The sequence below is a fragment of the Psychrobacillus sp. NPDC093200 genome, from assembly GCF_050280345.1.
Classification (GTDB): Bacteria; Bacillota; Bacilli; order Bacillales_A; family Planococcaceae; genus Psychrobacillus; species Psychrobacillus faecigallinarum.
The window spans coordinates 1,270,630-1,286,689 of sequence record NZ_JBNNVC010000001.1; the positions used below are offsets into that span (position 1 = coordinate 1,270,630).

The window sequence follows — 16,060 nt, forward strand, 5'->3', positions numbered from 1 at the left end:
ATATATAGTTCTTCCGAGCTTACTAAGTAACCAAGAAAGGTAGAGATAACCTAACTGAAATGCATTTTTAATATCCTTTCGGAAGAAAATCTAAAAGTTAATAGTACATATGCAAGGAATGACAATATCTATTACCCCGAGAGAGGCATAGTAGTTTATAGTGAAAAAATTAGAGATTTATTCCAGCTAATTAGATCTTGGATTGAGTCGGAAAACGCCAGTCAAATTTGCTTAGAAAGCATCGTATAAAAATGACTTCTATTAGCAAAATAAGTAACGATAACTAGCATGGATTCTCAAAGGGTCATAATTAATGGATTAGGTAAGATTTTTGAAGAATCACAGTAATAGAAAGTGTACTCCTATAGTTTGCAAAATAAAACTATATTAAAATTTTAAGATATATTCTATTTTACAATAATATTCTATAGAGATAGAGGAGGAATTGTAATGAAAAAGAATAAAACGTTTTTTATTCTCCTAGCTTTTGCAGTATTTTTAATTATTGTATTATTGCCCAATCCTGAAGGACTTCCGGTTGCAGGGCAGAGAGCTCTAGCTATTCTTGCGTTGGCGGTAATTCTATGGGTAACGGAAGCTGTATCGTTTCCAGTGAGTGCGGCAATAATCATTGTACTTATTTCTGTATTCATCGGTCTAGCACCAACCATCGATGATCCTTCAATAGATTACACAACTTCAGGTGCTTTAAAGTTAGCATTAGGAGGTTTTAGTTCCTCGGCTGTCGGCCTAGTTGCTGGAGCAACATTCATAGCTGCAGCAATGGAACTTACTGGATTACATAAACGTTTAGCACTGTTCATCATGTCTAAGGTAGGTACAAAAACGAAAAGCCTAGTTTTTGGAACAATAGTTGTAAGTATCGTGCTAGCGTTATTTGTTCCAAGTGCTACAGCTAGGGCAGGTACTATCTTGCCTATTCTATTAGGGGTTGTCGCTGCCTTCAACCTTCCTAAAACAAGTAGACTTTCTGCGCTATTAGTAGTCACAGCAGTTCAGTCTATTTCTATCTGGAACATAGGGATTAAAACAGCAGCCGCTCAAAACATGGTCGCTCTAGGATTCATTGAAGAAAACTTTGGTATCAATATTACTTGGGGTCAATGGTTTATATATGCTGGGCCGTGGTCAATTTTAATGTCTTTCGTATTATTCTTCATCATGAACAAGCTTATTAAACCGGAGCTATCTGAATTAGAAAATGGCGATGTAGTCATTAAAAATCAATTAAAAGAATTAGGTCAAATAACTGGTAAAGAAAAACGGTTAATCATTATTTCAATTGCTTTATTAATTCTTTGGGCAACTGAAGGCATACTTCACCCACTAGATTCAACGACTGTTACATTTATAGCTGTAATGGTTATGCTCTTGCCGGGTATTGGAATTTTCACTTGGAAAGAAGTCCAAAATAAGATTCCTTGGGGAACTCTAGTAGTATTCGCAGTTGGAATCTCTATGGGAACAGTACTTTTACAAACAGAAGGTGCATCTTGGTTATCTGAAAATACATTAGAGGCAGTCGGGTTAACAGAAATGCCACTTATTTTCATTATCATGGTTCTCTCACTGTTTAATATATTGATTCACCTAGGTTTTGCAAGCGCAACAAGCTTAGCTTCGGCGTTTATCCCTATCGTTATTGCGTTGGTGGTTTCAATGCAACCTACTTCGTTTAACGGTCCAGGTCTAGTATTGATCCAGCAATTTGTTGTTTGCTTTGGGTTTTTACTTCCGGTAAGTGCGCCTCAGAACATGCTCGCATATGGTACTGGAGCATTTACAACAAAAGACCTTTTAAAATCTGGGCTACCAATTACTATCATTGGGTACGCGTTAATCATTATCTTCAGTATGACTTATTGGCAATGGGTGGGACTACTTTAAGACGTGGTACGATACGAACTAAAAAGATTAGGATGTGTTAGTAAAATGAAAAGTAATTTATATCCGTGGAATGAATTTCAAGGTCCCAATTTGGCCTACCTTTTAGAACAGTATGATCTATATTTAAATTCTCCTGAAAATGTTTCAGAGGATATAGCGAATCTCTTTAAACAATACGGGGCACCGGTCGATTCTTTAAACAAAAATGAAGCGGTTGTAGGAAGAGGAAGTTCGGAAAACCTTGAAAAGATTCTTCGAGCTATTGAATTAGCAGATTCCATTCGAAGACATGGACACCACAACGCTAATATTTATCCGCTTAATAACGGCATGAAGGACCCTTCTAAAATTGATATGCAAGGATATGGTCTTTCTGAACAGGACCTTATGGATGTTCCAGCTGATCTAATAATACCTAATCCTCCTGGTGACATAGTTAATGGCCTACAAGCTATAAATTATTTAAAGTCTATATACACAGATAATATAGCTTTTGAAATTGGGCACATAGTTAACTCTGAGGAACGACAATGGCTTCAAAAAAAAATTGAAGGAAATGCTATCAAGGCAAATCTTTCCACTGGGGAAAAGAAAGAACTTTTGAAGCGTTTAACCAAAATTGAGGGCTTTGAAAAATTCATACATCGTACGTTTGTAGGAGCTAAACGGTTCTCTATAGAAGGATTAGATTCCTTGGTGGTCTTAATTGATGAATTAGTATCTCAAGCAAATCTAACCAATACAAAGCAGATTAATATTGGAATGGCACACCGTGGTCGATTAAATGTACTAACACATGTTTTGAAAAAACCTTATGAAATGATGTTCGCTGAATTTGCCCACGTTCCATCTGAATCTTTTTTACCAAAAGATGGTTCATTGGAGATTTCAGAGGGTTGGTATGGAGATGTGAAATATCATAAAGGGGCAACCTATCATTCAGGTGATGGAATGACCATTAAACTTGCCTATAACCCATCCCATCTCGAAGTTGTAAGCCCAGTAGTAACTGGTCAAACACGAGCAGCTCAGGAAGTGAAAAATGTTCCTGGCTATCCAGAGCAAGACAAAAACGCGGCTTTCGCAATTTTAATACATGGAGATGCAGCTTTTCCAGGACAAGGAGTTGTAACTGAGGTACTAAATTATAGTCGTGTGCGCGGTTTTCAAACAGGGGGCTCTATTCATATTATAGCTAATAATATGATTGGATTTACGACAGAGCAATACGATTCACGCTCCACTAACTATTCTTCTGACCCTGCTAAAGGATTTGAAGTTCCGGTTATTCATGTAAATGCGGATAATCCTGAAGCGGTTATAGGAGTAGCTCAACTTGCGTTTGAATATCGTAGACAATTTGGCAAGGATATAGTTATTGACCTCATTGGTTATCGTCGTTATGGGCACAATGAGATGGATGAGCCTTCGGTAACTAATCCAATGATGTACCATATAGTCCATAAGCATCCTACTGCAAGAAAAATTTATGGAGATCAGCTTGTAGAAGAGAAGGTAATTGAATCGACTGAAGTAGATGCACTAGATGAAATGATCTTAGAGGAAATGCAACAGGCATATGATCGTGTCAAAGAGTTACCTCAAACAACTGCACATGAAGTGATTATTCCAGAAGCAGTGTTAACTGGTTATCCCAAATTTACAACAGGAGTAGAGGGTGAAAAGTTAAGAAAGGTTAATGAGGAACTTTTAACTTGGACAAAAGAATTTACTCCATTTAAAAAGCTTGAGAAAATATTGAAACGCCGAGAAGAGCCTTTTACTAGCAATGGTAAAATTGACTGGGGGCATGCGGAAACACTTGCATTTGCCACAATCTTGCAAGAAGGGATTTCCGTGCGTTTATCCGGACAAGACGCTCAACGTGGAACGTTCTCTCATAGACATTTAGTTTTACATGATGAAAAAAATGGTGAAGAATTAATTCCTATGCATTTTATTGACAGTTCAAATGCATCCTTCGTTGTCTATAATAGCCCATTAACCGAATCAGCTATTTTAGGCTATGAGTTTGGATACAGCCTAGAGGACAAAAATACTTTGACAATTTGGGAAGCGCAATACGGGGATTTTGCAAATATGGCCCAAGTAATGTTTGATAACTTTATTAGCTCCGCACGAGCTAAGTGGGGGTTAAAGTCAGGGCTTGTTATGTTGCTGCCACACGGTGCTGAAGGGCAAGGAGCAGAGCATACAAGTGCAAGGTTAGAACGTTATTTACAGCTTTCTGCTGAAAATAACTGGACAGTGGCTAATCTTTCGAGTGCAGCAAACTACTTCCATATATTGCGCAGACAAGCGGCATCATTAAATGAAGAGTTTGTTCGTCCGTTATTAATCGTTTCACCAAAATCTCTGTTACGAAATCCTTTAGTAGGTGCTGATGTATCAGATTTGACTGAAGGAAGTTTCCAAGTTGTGATTGAACAGTCTGGTCTTGGTGGACAACCTGAAAAAGTAAAAAAAATCGTCTTTGCAAGTGGTAAATTAGCAATTGATTTAGCAGAAAAAATAAAGGACAGCTCTGAATTTAATTATTTGCATATTATTCGCGTGGAGCAGCTTTATCCTTTCCCAAAAGAAGAAATTACTGATATTGTGAAACGTTACCCTAATGTAGAACAACTCACTTGGGCACAAGAAGAACCTGAAAACATGGGTTCTTGGAATTATGCTCTTCCGTATTTGTTGCATATAGCAGATGGAAGAAACATTGTTTATACAGGACGAGTTCATCGTGCGAGTCCCGCCGAAGGTGATGCAGATACTTATAAAGTAGAACAGGCAAGAATTATAGAAGAAGCATTGAAAGGCTTGTAAGCAACTAAGAGGAGGTAGTTTAAGTGGCTGAAATTATTGTTCCAGAACTAGCAGAGTCTATTACAGAGGGCACTATCGCTCAGTGGTTAAAAAAACCAGGTGATACTGTTGAAAAAGGTGAGTTCATTGTTGAGCTTGAGACAGATAAAGTAAATGTTGAGGTTATTTCGGAGGAAGCAGGAGTAGTTAGTGAGCTATTATTTGGTGAAGGAGATACAGTGCAAGTAGGAGAAGTTATTGCGATTGTTGGTGAAGGATCTGGAGCTCCTGCTTCACAACCTAAAAATGAGAAAGTGGAAGTAGAAGAGAAAGTACCAGAAATACCTAAGGCAGAAAATGCACCGATTACTAATACAGAAGGGACCTCTGATCATCAAGGTCGACCAATTGCTAGTCCTGCTGCACGAAAACTTGCAAGAGAAAAAGGTATTGACTTAAATGATGTATCACCTGTCGATCCAATGGGACGGGTTCGTGTACAAGATGTATCTGCTCATGGTTCAAAACAAACAACAGAGTCGCCTAAATTAGCATCTGCTCCTGTTAATGAAAATGATGGGCGTACCACTCGCGAAAAAATGTCTCGTCGACGCCAAACCATTGCTTCACGTTTGTTAGAAGTTAGACAAAGCACTGCAATGCTAACGACGTTTAATGAAATTGATATGACGAATGTTATGGCTTTACGCTCTCGTAAAAAAGATAAATTCTTTGAGGATAACGATGTTCGTTTAGGATTTATGTCATTTTTCACAAAAGCTGTAGTTGCTGCTCTTAAAAAATATCCTTATGTCAATTCTCAACTCGATGGAGAATATATTGTCAAAAACAACTTCTATGATATCGGTATTGCTGTATCTACAGAGGGAGGTCTTGTAGTACCTATCGTCCGTGATGCAGATCGCAAAAATTTTGCGGAAATTGAAGGAGATATTGCTGGCCTTGCTAAAAAAGCTCGAGATAACAAGCTAGCTCTTTCTGACATGACTGGAGGCTCCTTTACCATAACAAATGGTGGTGTATTTGGGTCTCTCATGTCGACGCCAATTTTAAATGGGACTCAGGTTGGTATTTTAGGTATGCATACGATACAAAAACGTCCGGTAGCTGTGGGTCTCGAAATAGAAATTCGTCCAATGATGTATGTGGCTTTGTCTTATGATCATCGCGTAATTGACGGAAAGGATTCCGTGGGATTTTTAAAAACCGTAAAAGAGCTACTGGAAAACCCGGAGGATTTAATGCTTGAATCCTAACAAATCTAGATGGGACAATAAAAGGAATTATAAAGTTAACTCAGCTAGAAATAATTTGAAAAATAGAATTTAAATATCTTCCAAGGAATGGTGTGCAGTAAATAACCGTGTTAATTCCTAATGGAAAAGTGATTCACACAACATAAAAGCTTACTGGATAGATTGTATAATCCAGTAAGCTTTTTTTATTAAGAAACCGAAAACCGTCTAAAGAAGTAACAAAGCGATAGAGTTATTATTTTCTGGGAAATACTTTTGCGTAACGGATAATTGAAATGATAAGAATAACACTGTATTTAAGTGGTGACACATTAAATTTTATTTCAATGGACATTTCATGTCTGATGGTAGGTGATCTTTTAGATAAAAAGCTCGAGGATTAATGTGGATTTGTGAAAGGCACTGAGATACATTTCATATGTCTGTACTAATTCCAATAAATTTGCATGCACCTCTCGACTATTCTTCTTTCTATTGGAGTTGTTTGTCATGTCATCTTTTAAAAAAGCTTAAAGCAGTTATTAGCCTTGTGTGACAAGGAAAAGGGAAGGATTTATTCATAAATCGTATTCACAAGTCTATGTCACATATATTCACATAAAATAAATTAAATTCAGAAAATAATATTGACATTCGTTATAAAACCAGTAAAATAAAAATATAAATAATTTATGTTATATTTCCTAACATGATAAAGGGAGTAAACATAACATAAATAAAAGGGGGAGTTAGAATGGAAGATGTCATGTATTTGATGAACAGCTTATGGACCATGGTTGCTGCAATTTTAGTTATTTTTATGATTGGTGGATTTATACTTTTAGAAGCTGGTTCAACAAGAATGAAGAATGCTGGTCACGTTGCTGGTAAAACAATTTTTACATTCGGCTTGGCTTCATTAGTATTTTGGGCCGTCGGATATGGATTTATATTTGGAGGAAATGCTAACTTTTTTGTAGGAATGACTGATTTCTTCTATGGTGGTGGAATACAGGAGGGAGCGAGCGTTTCTCCGACTGTCTTTTTTGTCTTTCAATTAGCGTTTGCTGGGATTGCAGTTACCATTGCTCTTGGTGGATTTGCAGAGCGTGCAAAATTATCTGCGTATGTTATTTTTACCATTCTATTCGGCATAATCGTTTATCCGGTAATCGCTCATTGGGTATGGGGAGGCGGATGGCTAGCGGAGCATGGTAAGCAAGATTTTGCTGGATCTACAGTAGTTCATTTAACAGGTGCAGCGGCTGCACTTGCTGCAACAATGATTCTTAAGCCTAGAATTGGAAAATATAATAAAGATGGCTCTGCCAATAACTTAGCGGGTCATAACCAAGTGTATACTGCATTAGGCGTATTGATCCTATGGGTTGGCTGGTTTGGATTTAATGCAGGCAGTACTGTTTCTGTAGATGCGGCATTCTTTGGGTATGTAGCCTTAAATACTGCACTTGCAGCCGGTGCTGGAGCTGTAGCGGCGACATTTATATCGTGGGTAGCTTTAGGGAAATCGGATATACCGACTATTTTAAACGGTGCTTTAGCTGGGTTGGTTGCTATTACTGCGTCTTGTGCTTTTGTGGATGTATGGGCGTCGGTTGTGATTGGATTAATCGCTGGCGTTTTAGTATTTTATAGTGCACGATTCTTTGAAAAGAGAAAAATTGACGACCCAATATATGCTCTTTCGGTTCATGGAACTGCTGGTATTTGGGGAACTTTATCAACGGGTTTCTTTGCTACAACAGAACTTGCGACTACTGGTAAACCAGGTTTATTTTATGGAGGTGGGATTGACCAATTATTAGTCCAATTAATGGGAGTAGCGGCGTGTGGAGCATTCGCATTTGCAGTGTCATATGCTATCCTATTTATAATGAAAAAAGTCATGGGTGGTATTCGAGTGACTGAAGAAGAAGAAATTATGGGCTTAGACATGAGCGAGCATGGAAACTATGGTTATCCAGAGCAAATGGTTTTAGAGGAAGCAAAAGGCACTAATTGATTCGAATAAAATAGAAACAAAAGCCTCTGGTTCAGAGGCTTTTTGCTTAAAGGGAGTGTGGTCGTGGAAACATATGAATCCATAAGAGAATGGAAGGACCGGCAAATAATGTCCTATTTGAAAGATACCATTTCTCTCAATGTTTTTCATGATCAAGTAATGCACAAAGTAATGGATGTTGCTAAAACCACGGCAGGAACACCTCCTTGTGATTTTACGTGGTTCATCACGGGGAGTGGTGGGAGAAAAGAGCAAGGCTTGATCAGTGACCAAGACCATGGAATTGTATACGAATGGTCGAGTGAAAAAAATGATACTTATTTTAAAACACTGGGAGATGAGCTTGCGCTTGGCCTGTACGTAGTGGGTTATCCTTATTGTAAAGGGAATATTATGAGTTCCAATCCTATGTGGTGCAAATCGTTTGAGCAGTGGCAAGAACAATTGGGTGATTGGTTGAGTGATGAAGGATGGGAAGCTATTAGATATCTACAAATATTCTTTGATGCAAGAGCATTGTACGGCAATCAAAGTTATACACATCAATTAAAATCTATTATTTGTGAATTCGTACGGCAACATCCTTCCACCCTTCCACGCTTCTCCTCCAATATAAAGCATATAAAAAATGTGATTGGTCCTTTTGGTCAAATATTGGTAGAAAGACATGGACCCTATCAAGGAAATGTGAATTTTAAGTACGCAGCTTTTTTGCCATATGTAAACGCAGTGCGCTTATTGTCGATAAAGGAATGTGTTTTGGAGACCTCTACTTTAAATAGGATGAATCAATTGACTAGGCTAAATGATTATAAAAAAATGCTTCAAAATTGTGAAAAAAATTTCATGGAGTTATTAAAATACCGGATGATTTTACTTCAAAAAGAAGAATATGAGGATACGCATTACTTAAATATAAACAACTTAAACAAGGAACAACTGCAAAATATGAAAAGAATATTAAAGGATGGAAAAAGGCTACATGCGGAAGTAATTGAACTAACTAGTATAAGTTAATGAAATAAAGGGTGTTGGTTGGCGATGGCTTTTGAACCGTTTATGCAAATATTGAGAGGGCTACAAGGGAAGCGGACAAATGTGGGTATTAGTGACGTACAAAATGCTCAGCAAATGGCATTTTTACGTAATTTGCAAAAGGAAATAACTCAAGATGTGCTGAATATCCCTTTGGAGAATTTAAATGTTGTAGTCTTTGATATTGAAACAACGGGCTTCTTTCCTGAAAAAGGTGATTGCATCATTTCTATTGGAGCTATTAAAATGACAGGGGAAAAGATTATAGAAGAAGATTTTTTTTATTCTCTTGTACATGTCAAACGAGAAATTCCTGATGAAATTGTTCAATTAACTGGCATTACAAATGAACAATTAAGGGATGCATTGTCACTTGAGGAGGTATTTATTAAGTTTCTTCAATTTAAACAAAATAGCACCTTGGTTGCTCATCATGCTACACATGAAAGGAACTTTATGGAACATACCAGTTCAACCTTATTTCGAACACCATTTAAGCATCGGATTGTAGATACATCTTTTCTTTTAAAAGTAATAGAGCCTAATTTGAATATAATAGCATTAGAAGATTTGTGTGATTATAATAATATTCCAGTAATTGGACGCCATCATGCTCTAGGAGATGCTAAAATGACTGCTAAGCTATGGAGTGTTTATGTGAATAAAGCAAAAGAGGTTGGCTGTGAGACGTTAAACGATGTCTACCATCGCTTTGCAAGAATATGAGCGAAATAAAAGAGATTCAAGTAAGTGGACGGGTCAAAATCCAACATAAAAATTTATACGCCCTAAAAATTTATCGATTAGTAAATTTTTAGGGCTTTTTTCTACTGCATAGCCGTTGTTCTTCGTTGCGGCGGCAGCTTTCCTGGGGCATGGGTCGAGCCTTTAGTCTCTCCTGCGAGCTTGTCCACTAGGTGTCGCCGTCTTCGCTCCGAACAACTATAGTTTTCTTCGATATCAAGTGAAAACTGTACATAATTTCAGGTATAAAAGAGGACAACTTCACTTAAATTAATTTTTACGAAACAAGAAAATCACTCAGAATGAAGTGTCCTTTTGGTTAGAAATTATAACAAAAATCAATTCCCGGCATTTTTAACTAGCATTAAACTCCTCATTTTCCAGCCTCTTATTATTATTATTATTTTAGAAGAGGGTATCTCTATATTTAAATCGAATATATACAGGAGATGAAGATAGGGAGTGAGTGCTTGAAGGATAAACAACTATTAATAGATAGAAGAAATATTATTAATTACTATGAAGCTGGTGATAAACGAAATCCTTTAATTATTTGTCTACATGGACTGGCTGGGAACTCTATTTACACATACAGTGAGTTATCTGTTCTATTAGACAAGGATTTTCATCTTATCATGTTAGATCTTCCTGGTCATGGAGGCTCGAGCCCTTTAAAGGAAGAAGACGATTATTTATTTTCTTCATTGGCACAGTGGTTGCAAAAAGTTATTAAACAAATTACTATAAAGCCTTTTTATATAATGGGCCACTCCTGGGGAGCTGATTTAGCACTTCATTATACAAGGTATCATCCTACGGATCTATTAGGGATTATTTTGTTGGATGGAGGATTTACATTTCCTGTGAATCAACCAGAAATGACATTTGACGTAGCGTTAAGTGGATGGGATACATATATGGATAATTCCACATTAGTAGATTGGGATACTATTATAAAGGAATACAAGACTTATACAAAACAATGGAATAATGAAAAGGAGGAGTTTGTAAGTTCGCTTTTTCGAAAAGAAGAGAATCGATATACTTTAATCTCAACTAAATTTACGGTCATATCGATTATAAAAGCTTTCTTCCTAGAGCCTTTTACCGATACCTATCCATCCATACGTGCTCCATTATTGCTTATTCACGCAACCTATCCGAAGTTTTTAGATAAAGCTCGTTTACTAGGTATACATCAGATAGAAACAGCTATTAAAGACGTAACCATTTTTGCTATGGAACATTCAGGACATATGCTTCAATGGGATGAACCAGAACAAACTGCAATTGAAATTAAAAAATGGATTTTAGAGAAAGAATATATAACCAAATAGAAATTATATTGTCGTATTCATAGGTTAAAGCACTTAATCCGGTTTCGCAAAAGGAAACCGGATTTTTGCTTACAAATATAAGGCTGATAGAAAGATTCCTAGTGCGTCCTCATAAATTTCATCAAATTGAGATAGTGGAAGGGGATTGGTACCAATGCCAAGCTCAATAGTGAATCCTGGCCTCCTCCAATCTTGTATGAACCAGTCTTTATAGCCAGCATAGCTATTAGTTGTTTCTACAGGAATATAGCCGCTAGCTTCACCGAATTGAATAGCGAGGACCTCGTTTTCAGGAGGCTGAAGATCTTCAAAACCCCAATATATGACTTGGCCTTGTGTGTGAAAAGGGAGTACTCGAGCAAAGTCTCTTTTTCTAGTTAAATCAGCCATTGCGATTGCCTCTGGTTCAGAAAGGGGGCTTTCTCCACCGTAATCTCTCGGTCCGGGAGTTTTAGGGTTTCTATCTCTTTCTAGCTCCCATAGTGCGGGAAACTGATCATTTAAGTCTACACCGTTTATATTGGCCTTCCATCCAGAAAAGTTAGTACTTCCGCTATTCCATTCGATAACGTTGCTTCTATATGGCTCCTCAGTTGGAGGACCATTAATGACTAAGTTTACACCGTCTGGATTGACCATCGGCACTATAGAAAGGAAGGTTTGCTCATATAATGGTGTTGTAAGAATCCCTCTAATCGAACCTTGACTTGTCAAAGAGAGCAAATAGTCATTTAAAAAAGTCATAATAATTGGTGTGGTGATCCATTCATTTGCGTGGAAGGACCCATCATAATGGACTCGCTTGTTTCCGTTGCCGATTATAATTTCTTGAAGGTCTTTGCCCATAACAGAGCTGCCAATCGAAGAAACTTTAATAAATGGATACACTGTTTGGAGGCGTCTAATATCGATAGACAATGCCTCGTAGTCGTAATTTTGTTTACCATTAACGACTCTCCATGTAATTCTTAGGGGAATTTTAATTGTTTGACCAATCTGCAAAGAGCTTGGATCAATATTGGGGTTAGCTAAAAGAATTTCATCTACTGAAACATTTCTACTTTGAGCAAGCGCCCACAGAGATTCTCCTCGTCTGATTTGGTAATCCAATCCTACGTATCCAGGGACTTGTATACGCTGACCTAATGGAATTTGTTGAGGGTTTACGCTTTGGTTAGAATCGAGAATTAACTGTAGTGGAATATTAAACAACTGACTATAATAATAAAGGGAATCCCCTTGTCTTACAAAAACATCCATGCCTTTCCTCCACTTCATTCTATACATCTTAAAAGTATATGTATGTAGGGAGTGTAAGATGACTTTTTAAACAATACAAATAAGCGGCCAAAATTTATTTTGACCGCTGTTGTTTAGTCAATCAGTTTTCTCTTAGAAATAACTAGGCCATCTTCATCGACATAAACATAATCTCCTGGATGCCAATCAACCCCTAAGAAAAACAATGGGATATCTTCTTCACCGGTTCCTTCTTTTTTACTTTTTAAAGGATTGCTTCCAAGTGCTAGTATTCCAATATCTAGCAGAGATAAATCTTTAGAATCTCGAATACAGCCATTTATAATAATTCCGGCTAAATTTCGACTTTCGGCAATTCTTGCTAGCCGATCTCCCAATAGAGCGCACTTTTTAGATCCCCCTCCATCGATTACTAAAACATTACCTGCTGGAATGCTTTCTAAAGCATGACTTACTAACACATTGTCCTCAAAAACTTTAACGGTACAAATAGGGCCAGAAAAGCTATGGATTTTACCGTAAGATTTAAATTCGGAACCTATTACCTGTAGCTCATTTGAATAATCATCACATAAATCAGCGGTTTGAAATGTCATAGAATTTGCCTCCTAGTTTATTAAAATTATATTTCTACTAATTTACTATTACTTTATTCTATTATCAAAGGTTATGAGATATAATTCTGAAAATATTTGTGTGTTTTACTGATGTATTAGACTAAAAAAACGACTGGCAGGGATAGCCCTATCAGTCGTTTCTAAATTATCTTTTCATCTGTCTTATTTTCTCCTCGTCTGGAGTAACGAACAGGGTAGTTTGTTCAAAATAAATGACAAATCCAGGTTTTGAGCCATTTGGCTTTTTTACTTGTCTTACAACTGTGTAATCAACTGGTACTGAGGAAGATTCACGTGCTTTACTGTAATATGCTGCGAGGTTAGCTGCTTCTGACAATGCAATTTCTGATGGTTTATCAGAATGTATAACTACGTGGGAACCAGGTATATCCTTTGTATGCAGCCATGTGTCTGATTTCTTCGCTATTTTGAAGGTCACATAGTCGTTTTGTTTATTGTTCTTTCCAACAGAAATTTCTGTGCCATCAGAAGCGATATACTTTTCAGGTGTTGGTTTTACCGGCTTTTTCTTCTTTTTTGAAGCACGCATTTTTAGTAATCCCTGCTCCATCAATTCTTCTCGGATTTCCTCTATATCCGTTGGAGAGGCTTGCATCACTTGCTGAAGTAGCAATTCAAAATAGTCGATATCTTCTTTAGTAATTTCAAATTGCTGTTCAATTTTTAATAAGGCAGTTTTAGCTTTTGTATAGCGGCTATAGTAGCTCTGTGCATTCTGTGTAGCCGTCTTTCTACTATCTAAAGGGATAACTATTGTTCCTTGTGTTTCATCGTAATAGTTAACGAGCTCAACCTCAGACAACCCTTTTTCGATCGCGTAAGCATTCGCCATCAGTAATTCACCGTATAATTGGAATGTATCTAATCTTTCGGCCTGCTCGAAATCCTTCTGGAGTTTTTTCATTTTTAGTTTTAGCTTATTTAGTTCGTTTTGGAGCCATCTTTCCAAGTCTCCTGCCTGCTGCTTCACTCTGTCACGTTCAGCCTTAGCAAAATAAACGCGATCGAGTAAATTACCTAGTGTTTGTTCATTGAATTTATCTCCATCCAAATGAGTAAGTGCGTTCGGAGAGTAATATGTTTTACCATTTACCTCTACAATTTGCTTAGCGATTCCACCTTTTACAAATTCGTCCATAAATGATTTATATATCATTAGACAATCAGAAACGCCATCCATACGATGAAGTAATTCCTTGGCATGAAGTGGAGAAAAACCCGAAATTTGCTCAACTATTTCTTTAGAATCCTGAACCGAAAGAATCACATTTTTCAGGTCCTCTGAATATACTAGTGGGTTGAGCTTGTTCTGAGATGGTGGCGAGATATAGGGTTGACCAGGTAAAATCGTCCGATAGCTGTTCATAGATGGTGATAAGTGTTTTATGCTTTCTAATATAAGATTTCTGCTAGGGTCTATTAAAAGTAGATTACTATGACGACCCATAACCTCCATATGAATCTCACGTGTAATCTCATCACCTATCTCATTTTTTCCGAGTATTTCAAGGACAATAATGCGGTCCGTTTCATGCTGGCGTACCGCGGTGATGATTCCTCCTTCTAAATGCTTGCGAAGTACCATGCAAAACATTGGGGGAGAAGATGGGTTATCGATTGTCTCATGTGTAATTTGTATGCGCGAGTATGAAGGATGAACAGAAAACAGTAATTTGAAATTCTTTCCTTGAGCACGGACTTGCATTAATATTTCCTGAGCGTTTGGCTGGTGTATTTTAGAAATACGGCCTGTTACTATTTGTTGTAATTCAGTTGTCATTGAGATAGTAAATAATCCATCAAAAGCCATAATAATTCCTCTTTCAAAAACATTTTTTTATCAATCGAGTGCTAGCTATAATTGTGAGAGATGTATATCTGTCTAATTTGCTAATCTTTAAAGTGATTCATCTAGCTCTACTTTTATAAAAAAGACTAGAAAAAAAGTAAAAAGTCATTGTTACATTATAAAAGTAACAAACAAGTCTTTGCTTTTCTTTTAATCTTATCATTTTATAGAGGACTTGTGTTATAATCAGTAAAGTATGTATTAAAGTTAGCAGTCTGAGATAGCATGTAATTGAAGGAGATTTTATGCGAAGAGAAAAAGGTATACTAATCGTATTATCAGGTCCATCCGGAGTTGGTAAAGGGACAGTGAGAAAAGAATTATTCTCGGAACCGGGAACAAACTACGAATATTCCATATCTATGACGACAAGACTTCCGCGCGAAGGTGAAGTAGATGGTGTGGATTATTTCTTTAAAAAGAAAGAAGAATTCGAAGAGTTAATTGAGCAAGGTAAGTTGTTAGAGTATGCCTCTTACGTAGGGAATTACTATGGAACCCCAATCGATTATGTGAATGAAACGCTTGACTCAGGTCGAGATGTCTTTTTAGAAATTGAAGTCCAAGGAGCTGCATTGGTACGTGAAAAAGCACCAGATGCGCTTTTTATATTCCTTGCACCTCCTAGCTTGAGTGAGTTGGAGCAACGTTTAATAGGTAGAGGAACTGAAACAGAAGATGTCATCAATTCACGTATTCTTGCTGCAAGGCAGGAACTAGAGATGATGCATCTGTATGATTATGTCGTGGAGAATGATGAAGTAACAAAAGCTTGTTCAAAGATTAATGCAATTGTTGCTGCAGAGCATTGTCGGCGCGAACGTGTAGAAAAAAGATATTTATCCATGTTGGAAGGGGAATTTTAAATGTTATATCCATCAGTAGATTCATTAAAAAATCAAATCGATTCAAAATATTCATTAGTAAGCGTTGCTTCTAAGAGAGCACGTCAATTGCAAGAAGAGGGTGGAGAGCGTCTCGGCATCTACGTTTCTGCAAAACAAGTTGGAAAAGCGTTAGAAGAAGTAGCAGCTGGCGAACTTAAAATCGAATCAGCTAACGAAAACGCTGTATACGAGGACGAAGTATAAAATAACCTTCATTTAGCTTAGATATTGTTAGCTAAAGGAATTGCTAAAAGCCTCGACGGATACCTTAGGAGTAAACCCGCAAGGCTAATCGGATGATGA

12 protein-coding genes are annotated in these 16,060 nt (G+C 37.2%); 9 read left to right on the forward strand and 3 right to left on the reverse strand.

Annotated features, from left to right (window positions below; genetic code table 11):
• The first annotated feature begins 450 nt into the window (after positions 1-450).
• The 7 genes from ACQKNZ_RS06165 to ACQKNZ_RS06195 all read left to right on the forward strand — a co-directional run bounded on the left by ACQKNZ_RS06165 (position 451) and on the right by ACQKNZ_RS06195 (position 11,123).
• Positions 451-1,908 (forward strand): DASS family sodium-coupled anion symporter, encoded by a 1,458-nt coding sequence (locus tag ACQKNZ_RS06165; RefSeq protein ID WP_154311162.1) that lies wholly within the window; start codon positions 451-453, stop codon positions 1,906-1,908.
• 45 nt (positions 1,909-1,953) lie between these two features.
• Entirely contained in the window at positions 1,954-4,749 is a 2,796-nt protein-coding gene (locus tag ACQKNZ_RS06170) for a 2-oxoglutarate dehydrogenase E1 component (protein WP_427658616.1), read from the forward strand.
• Positions 4,750-4,772: 23 nt separating this feature from the next.
• Positions 4,773-6,005, forward strand: coding sequence for a 2-oxoglutarate dehydrogenase complex dihydrolipoyllysine-residue succinyltransferase (odhB, locus tag ACQKNZ_RS06175; protein WP_154311160.1), 1,233 nt, complete (start codon positions 4,773-4,775; stop codon positions 6,003-6,005).
• 733 nt (positions 6,006-6,738) lie between these two features.
• On the forward strand, positions 6,739-8,007 hold the full coding sequence (locus ACQKNZ_RS06180; protein WP_154311159.1) for an ammonium transporter: 1,269 nt from the start codon (positions 6,739-6,741) through the stop codon (positions 8,005-8,007).
• A 63-nt stretch (positions 8,008-8,070) separates the two neighbouring features.
• Positions 8,071-9,024, forward strand: a complete 954-nt coding sequence (locus tag ACQKNZ_RS06185; protein WP_154311158.1) for a DUF294 nucleotidyltransferase-like domain-containing protein — start codon at positions 8,071-8,073, stop codon at positions 9,022-9,024.
• Between the two features lie 24 nt (positions 9,025-9,048).
• The gene (locus tag ACQKNZ_RS06190) at positions 9,049-9,768 is read left to right on the forward strand and encodes an exonuclease domain-containing protein (protein ID WP_427658619.1); all 720 of its coding nucleotides are present in this window, start codon (positions 9,049-9,051) and stop codon (positions 9,766-9,768) included.
• 488 nt (positions 9,769-10,256) lie between these two features.
• Complete coding sequence (locus tag ACQKNZ_RS06195) at positions 10,257-11,123, forward strand: alpha/beta fold hydrolase (RefSeq protein ID WP_427658621.1); 867 nt, start codon at positions 10,257-10,259, stop codon at positions 11,121-11,123.
• A gap of 69 nt (positions 11,124-11,192) precedes the next feature.
• On the opposite strand, the gene ACQKNZ_RS06200 is transcribed toward ACQKNZ_RS06195, so the two are convergent.
• From ACQKNZ_RS06200 to ACQKNZ_RS06210, 3 genes are all read right to left on the reverse strand, one after another.
• On the reverse strand, positions 11,193-12,383 hold the full coding sequence (locus ACQKNZ_RS06200; protein ID WP_427658623.1) for a M14 family metallopeptidase: 1,191 nt from the start codon (positions 12,381-12,383) through the stop codon (positions 11,193-11,195).
• Positions 12,384-12,496: 113 nt separating this feature from the next.
• Positions 12,497-12,979 carry a ribonuclease E activity regulator RraA gene (rraA, locus tag ACQKNZ_RS06205; RefSeq protein ID WP_154311154.1) on the reverse strand — a complete coding sequence of 161 codons (483 nt, stop codon included), beginning with the start codon at positions 12,977-12,979 and terminating at the stop codon, positions 12,497-12,499.
• Positions 12,980-13,145: 166 nt separating this feature from the next.
• The gene (locus tag ACQKNZ_RS06210) at positions 13,146-14,831 is read right to left on the reverse strand and encodes an Rqc2 family fibronectin-binding protein (protein ID WP_427658626.1); all 1,686 of its coding nucleotides are present in this window, start codon (positions 14,829-14,831) and stop codon (positions 13,146-13,148) included.
• 284 nt (positions 14,832-15,115) lie between these two features.
• Here ACQKNZ_RS06210 and gmk point away from each other — a divergent pair, with 284 nt between their 5' ends.
• Complete coding sequence (gmk, locus tag ACQKNZ_RS06215) at positions 15,116-15,736, forward strand: guanylate kinase (protein WP_144538004.1); 621 nt, start codon at positions 15,116-15,118, stop codon at positions 15,734-15,736.
• Positions 15,737-15,961 carry a DNA-directed RNA polymerase subunit omega gene (gene rpoZ / locus ACQKNZ_RS06220; protein ID WP_144538005.1) on the forward strand — a complete coding sequence of 75 codons (225 nt, stop codon included), beginning with the start codon at positions 15,737-15,739 and terminating at the stop codon, positions 15,959-15,961.
• Positions 15,962-16,060: the final 99 nt, after the last annotated feature.

Coding starts and splice junctions, on each gene's coding strand:
- ACQKNZ_RS06165 (WP_154311162.1), top strand. CDS start 451: ATGAAAAAGAATAAAACGTTTTTTATTCTCCTAGCTTTTGCAGTATTT.
- ACQKNZ_RS06170 (WP_427658616.1), top strand. CDS start 1,954: ATGAAAAGTAATTTATATCCGTGGAATGAATTTCAAGGTCCCAATTTG.
- ACQKNZ_RS06180 (WP_154311159.1), top strand. CDS start 6,739: ATGGAAGATGTCATGTATTTGATGAACAGCTTATGGACCATGGTTGCT.
- ACQKNZ_RS06190 (WP_427658619.1), top strand. CDS start 9,049: ATGGCTTTTGAACCGTTTATGCAAATATTGAGAGGGCTACAAGGGAAG.
- ACQKNZ_RS06200 (WP_427658623.1), bottom strand. CDS start 12,383: ATGGATGTTTTTGTAAGACAAGGGGATTCCCTTTATTATTATAGTCAG.
- rraA (WP_154311154.1), bottom strand. CDS start 12,979: ATGACATTTCAAACCGCTGATTTATGTGATGATTATTCAAATGAGCTA.
- ACQKNZ_RS06210 (WP_427658626.1), bottom strand. CDS start 14,831: ATGGCTTTTGATGGATTATTTACTATCTCAATGACAACTGAATTACAA.
- gmk (WP_144538004.1), top strand. CDS start 15,116: ATGCGAAGAGAAAAAGGTATACTAATCGTATTATCAGGTCCATCCGGA.
- rpoZ (WP_144538005.1), top strand. CDS start 15,737: ATGTTATATCCATCAGTAGATTCATTAAAAAATCAAATCGATTCAAAA.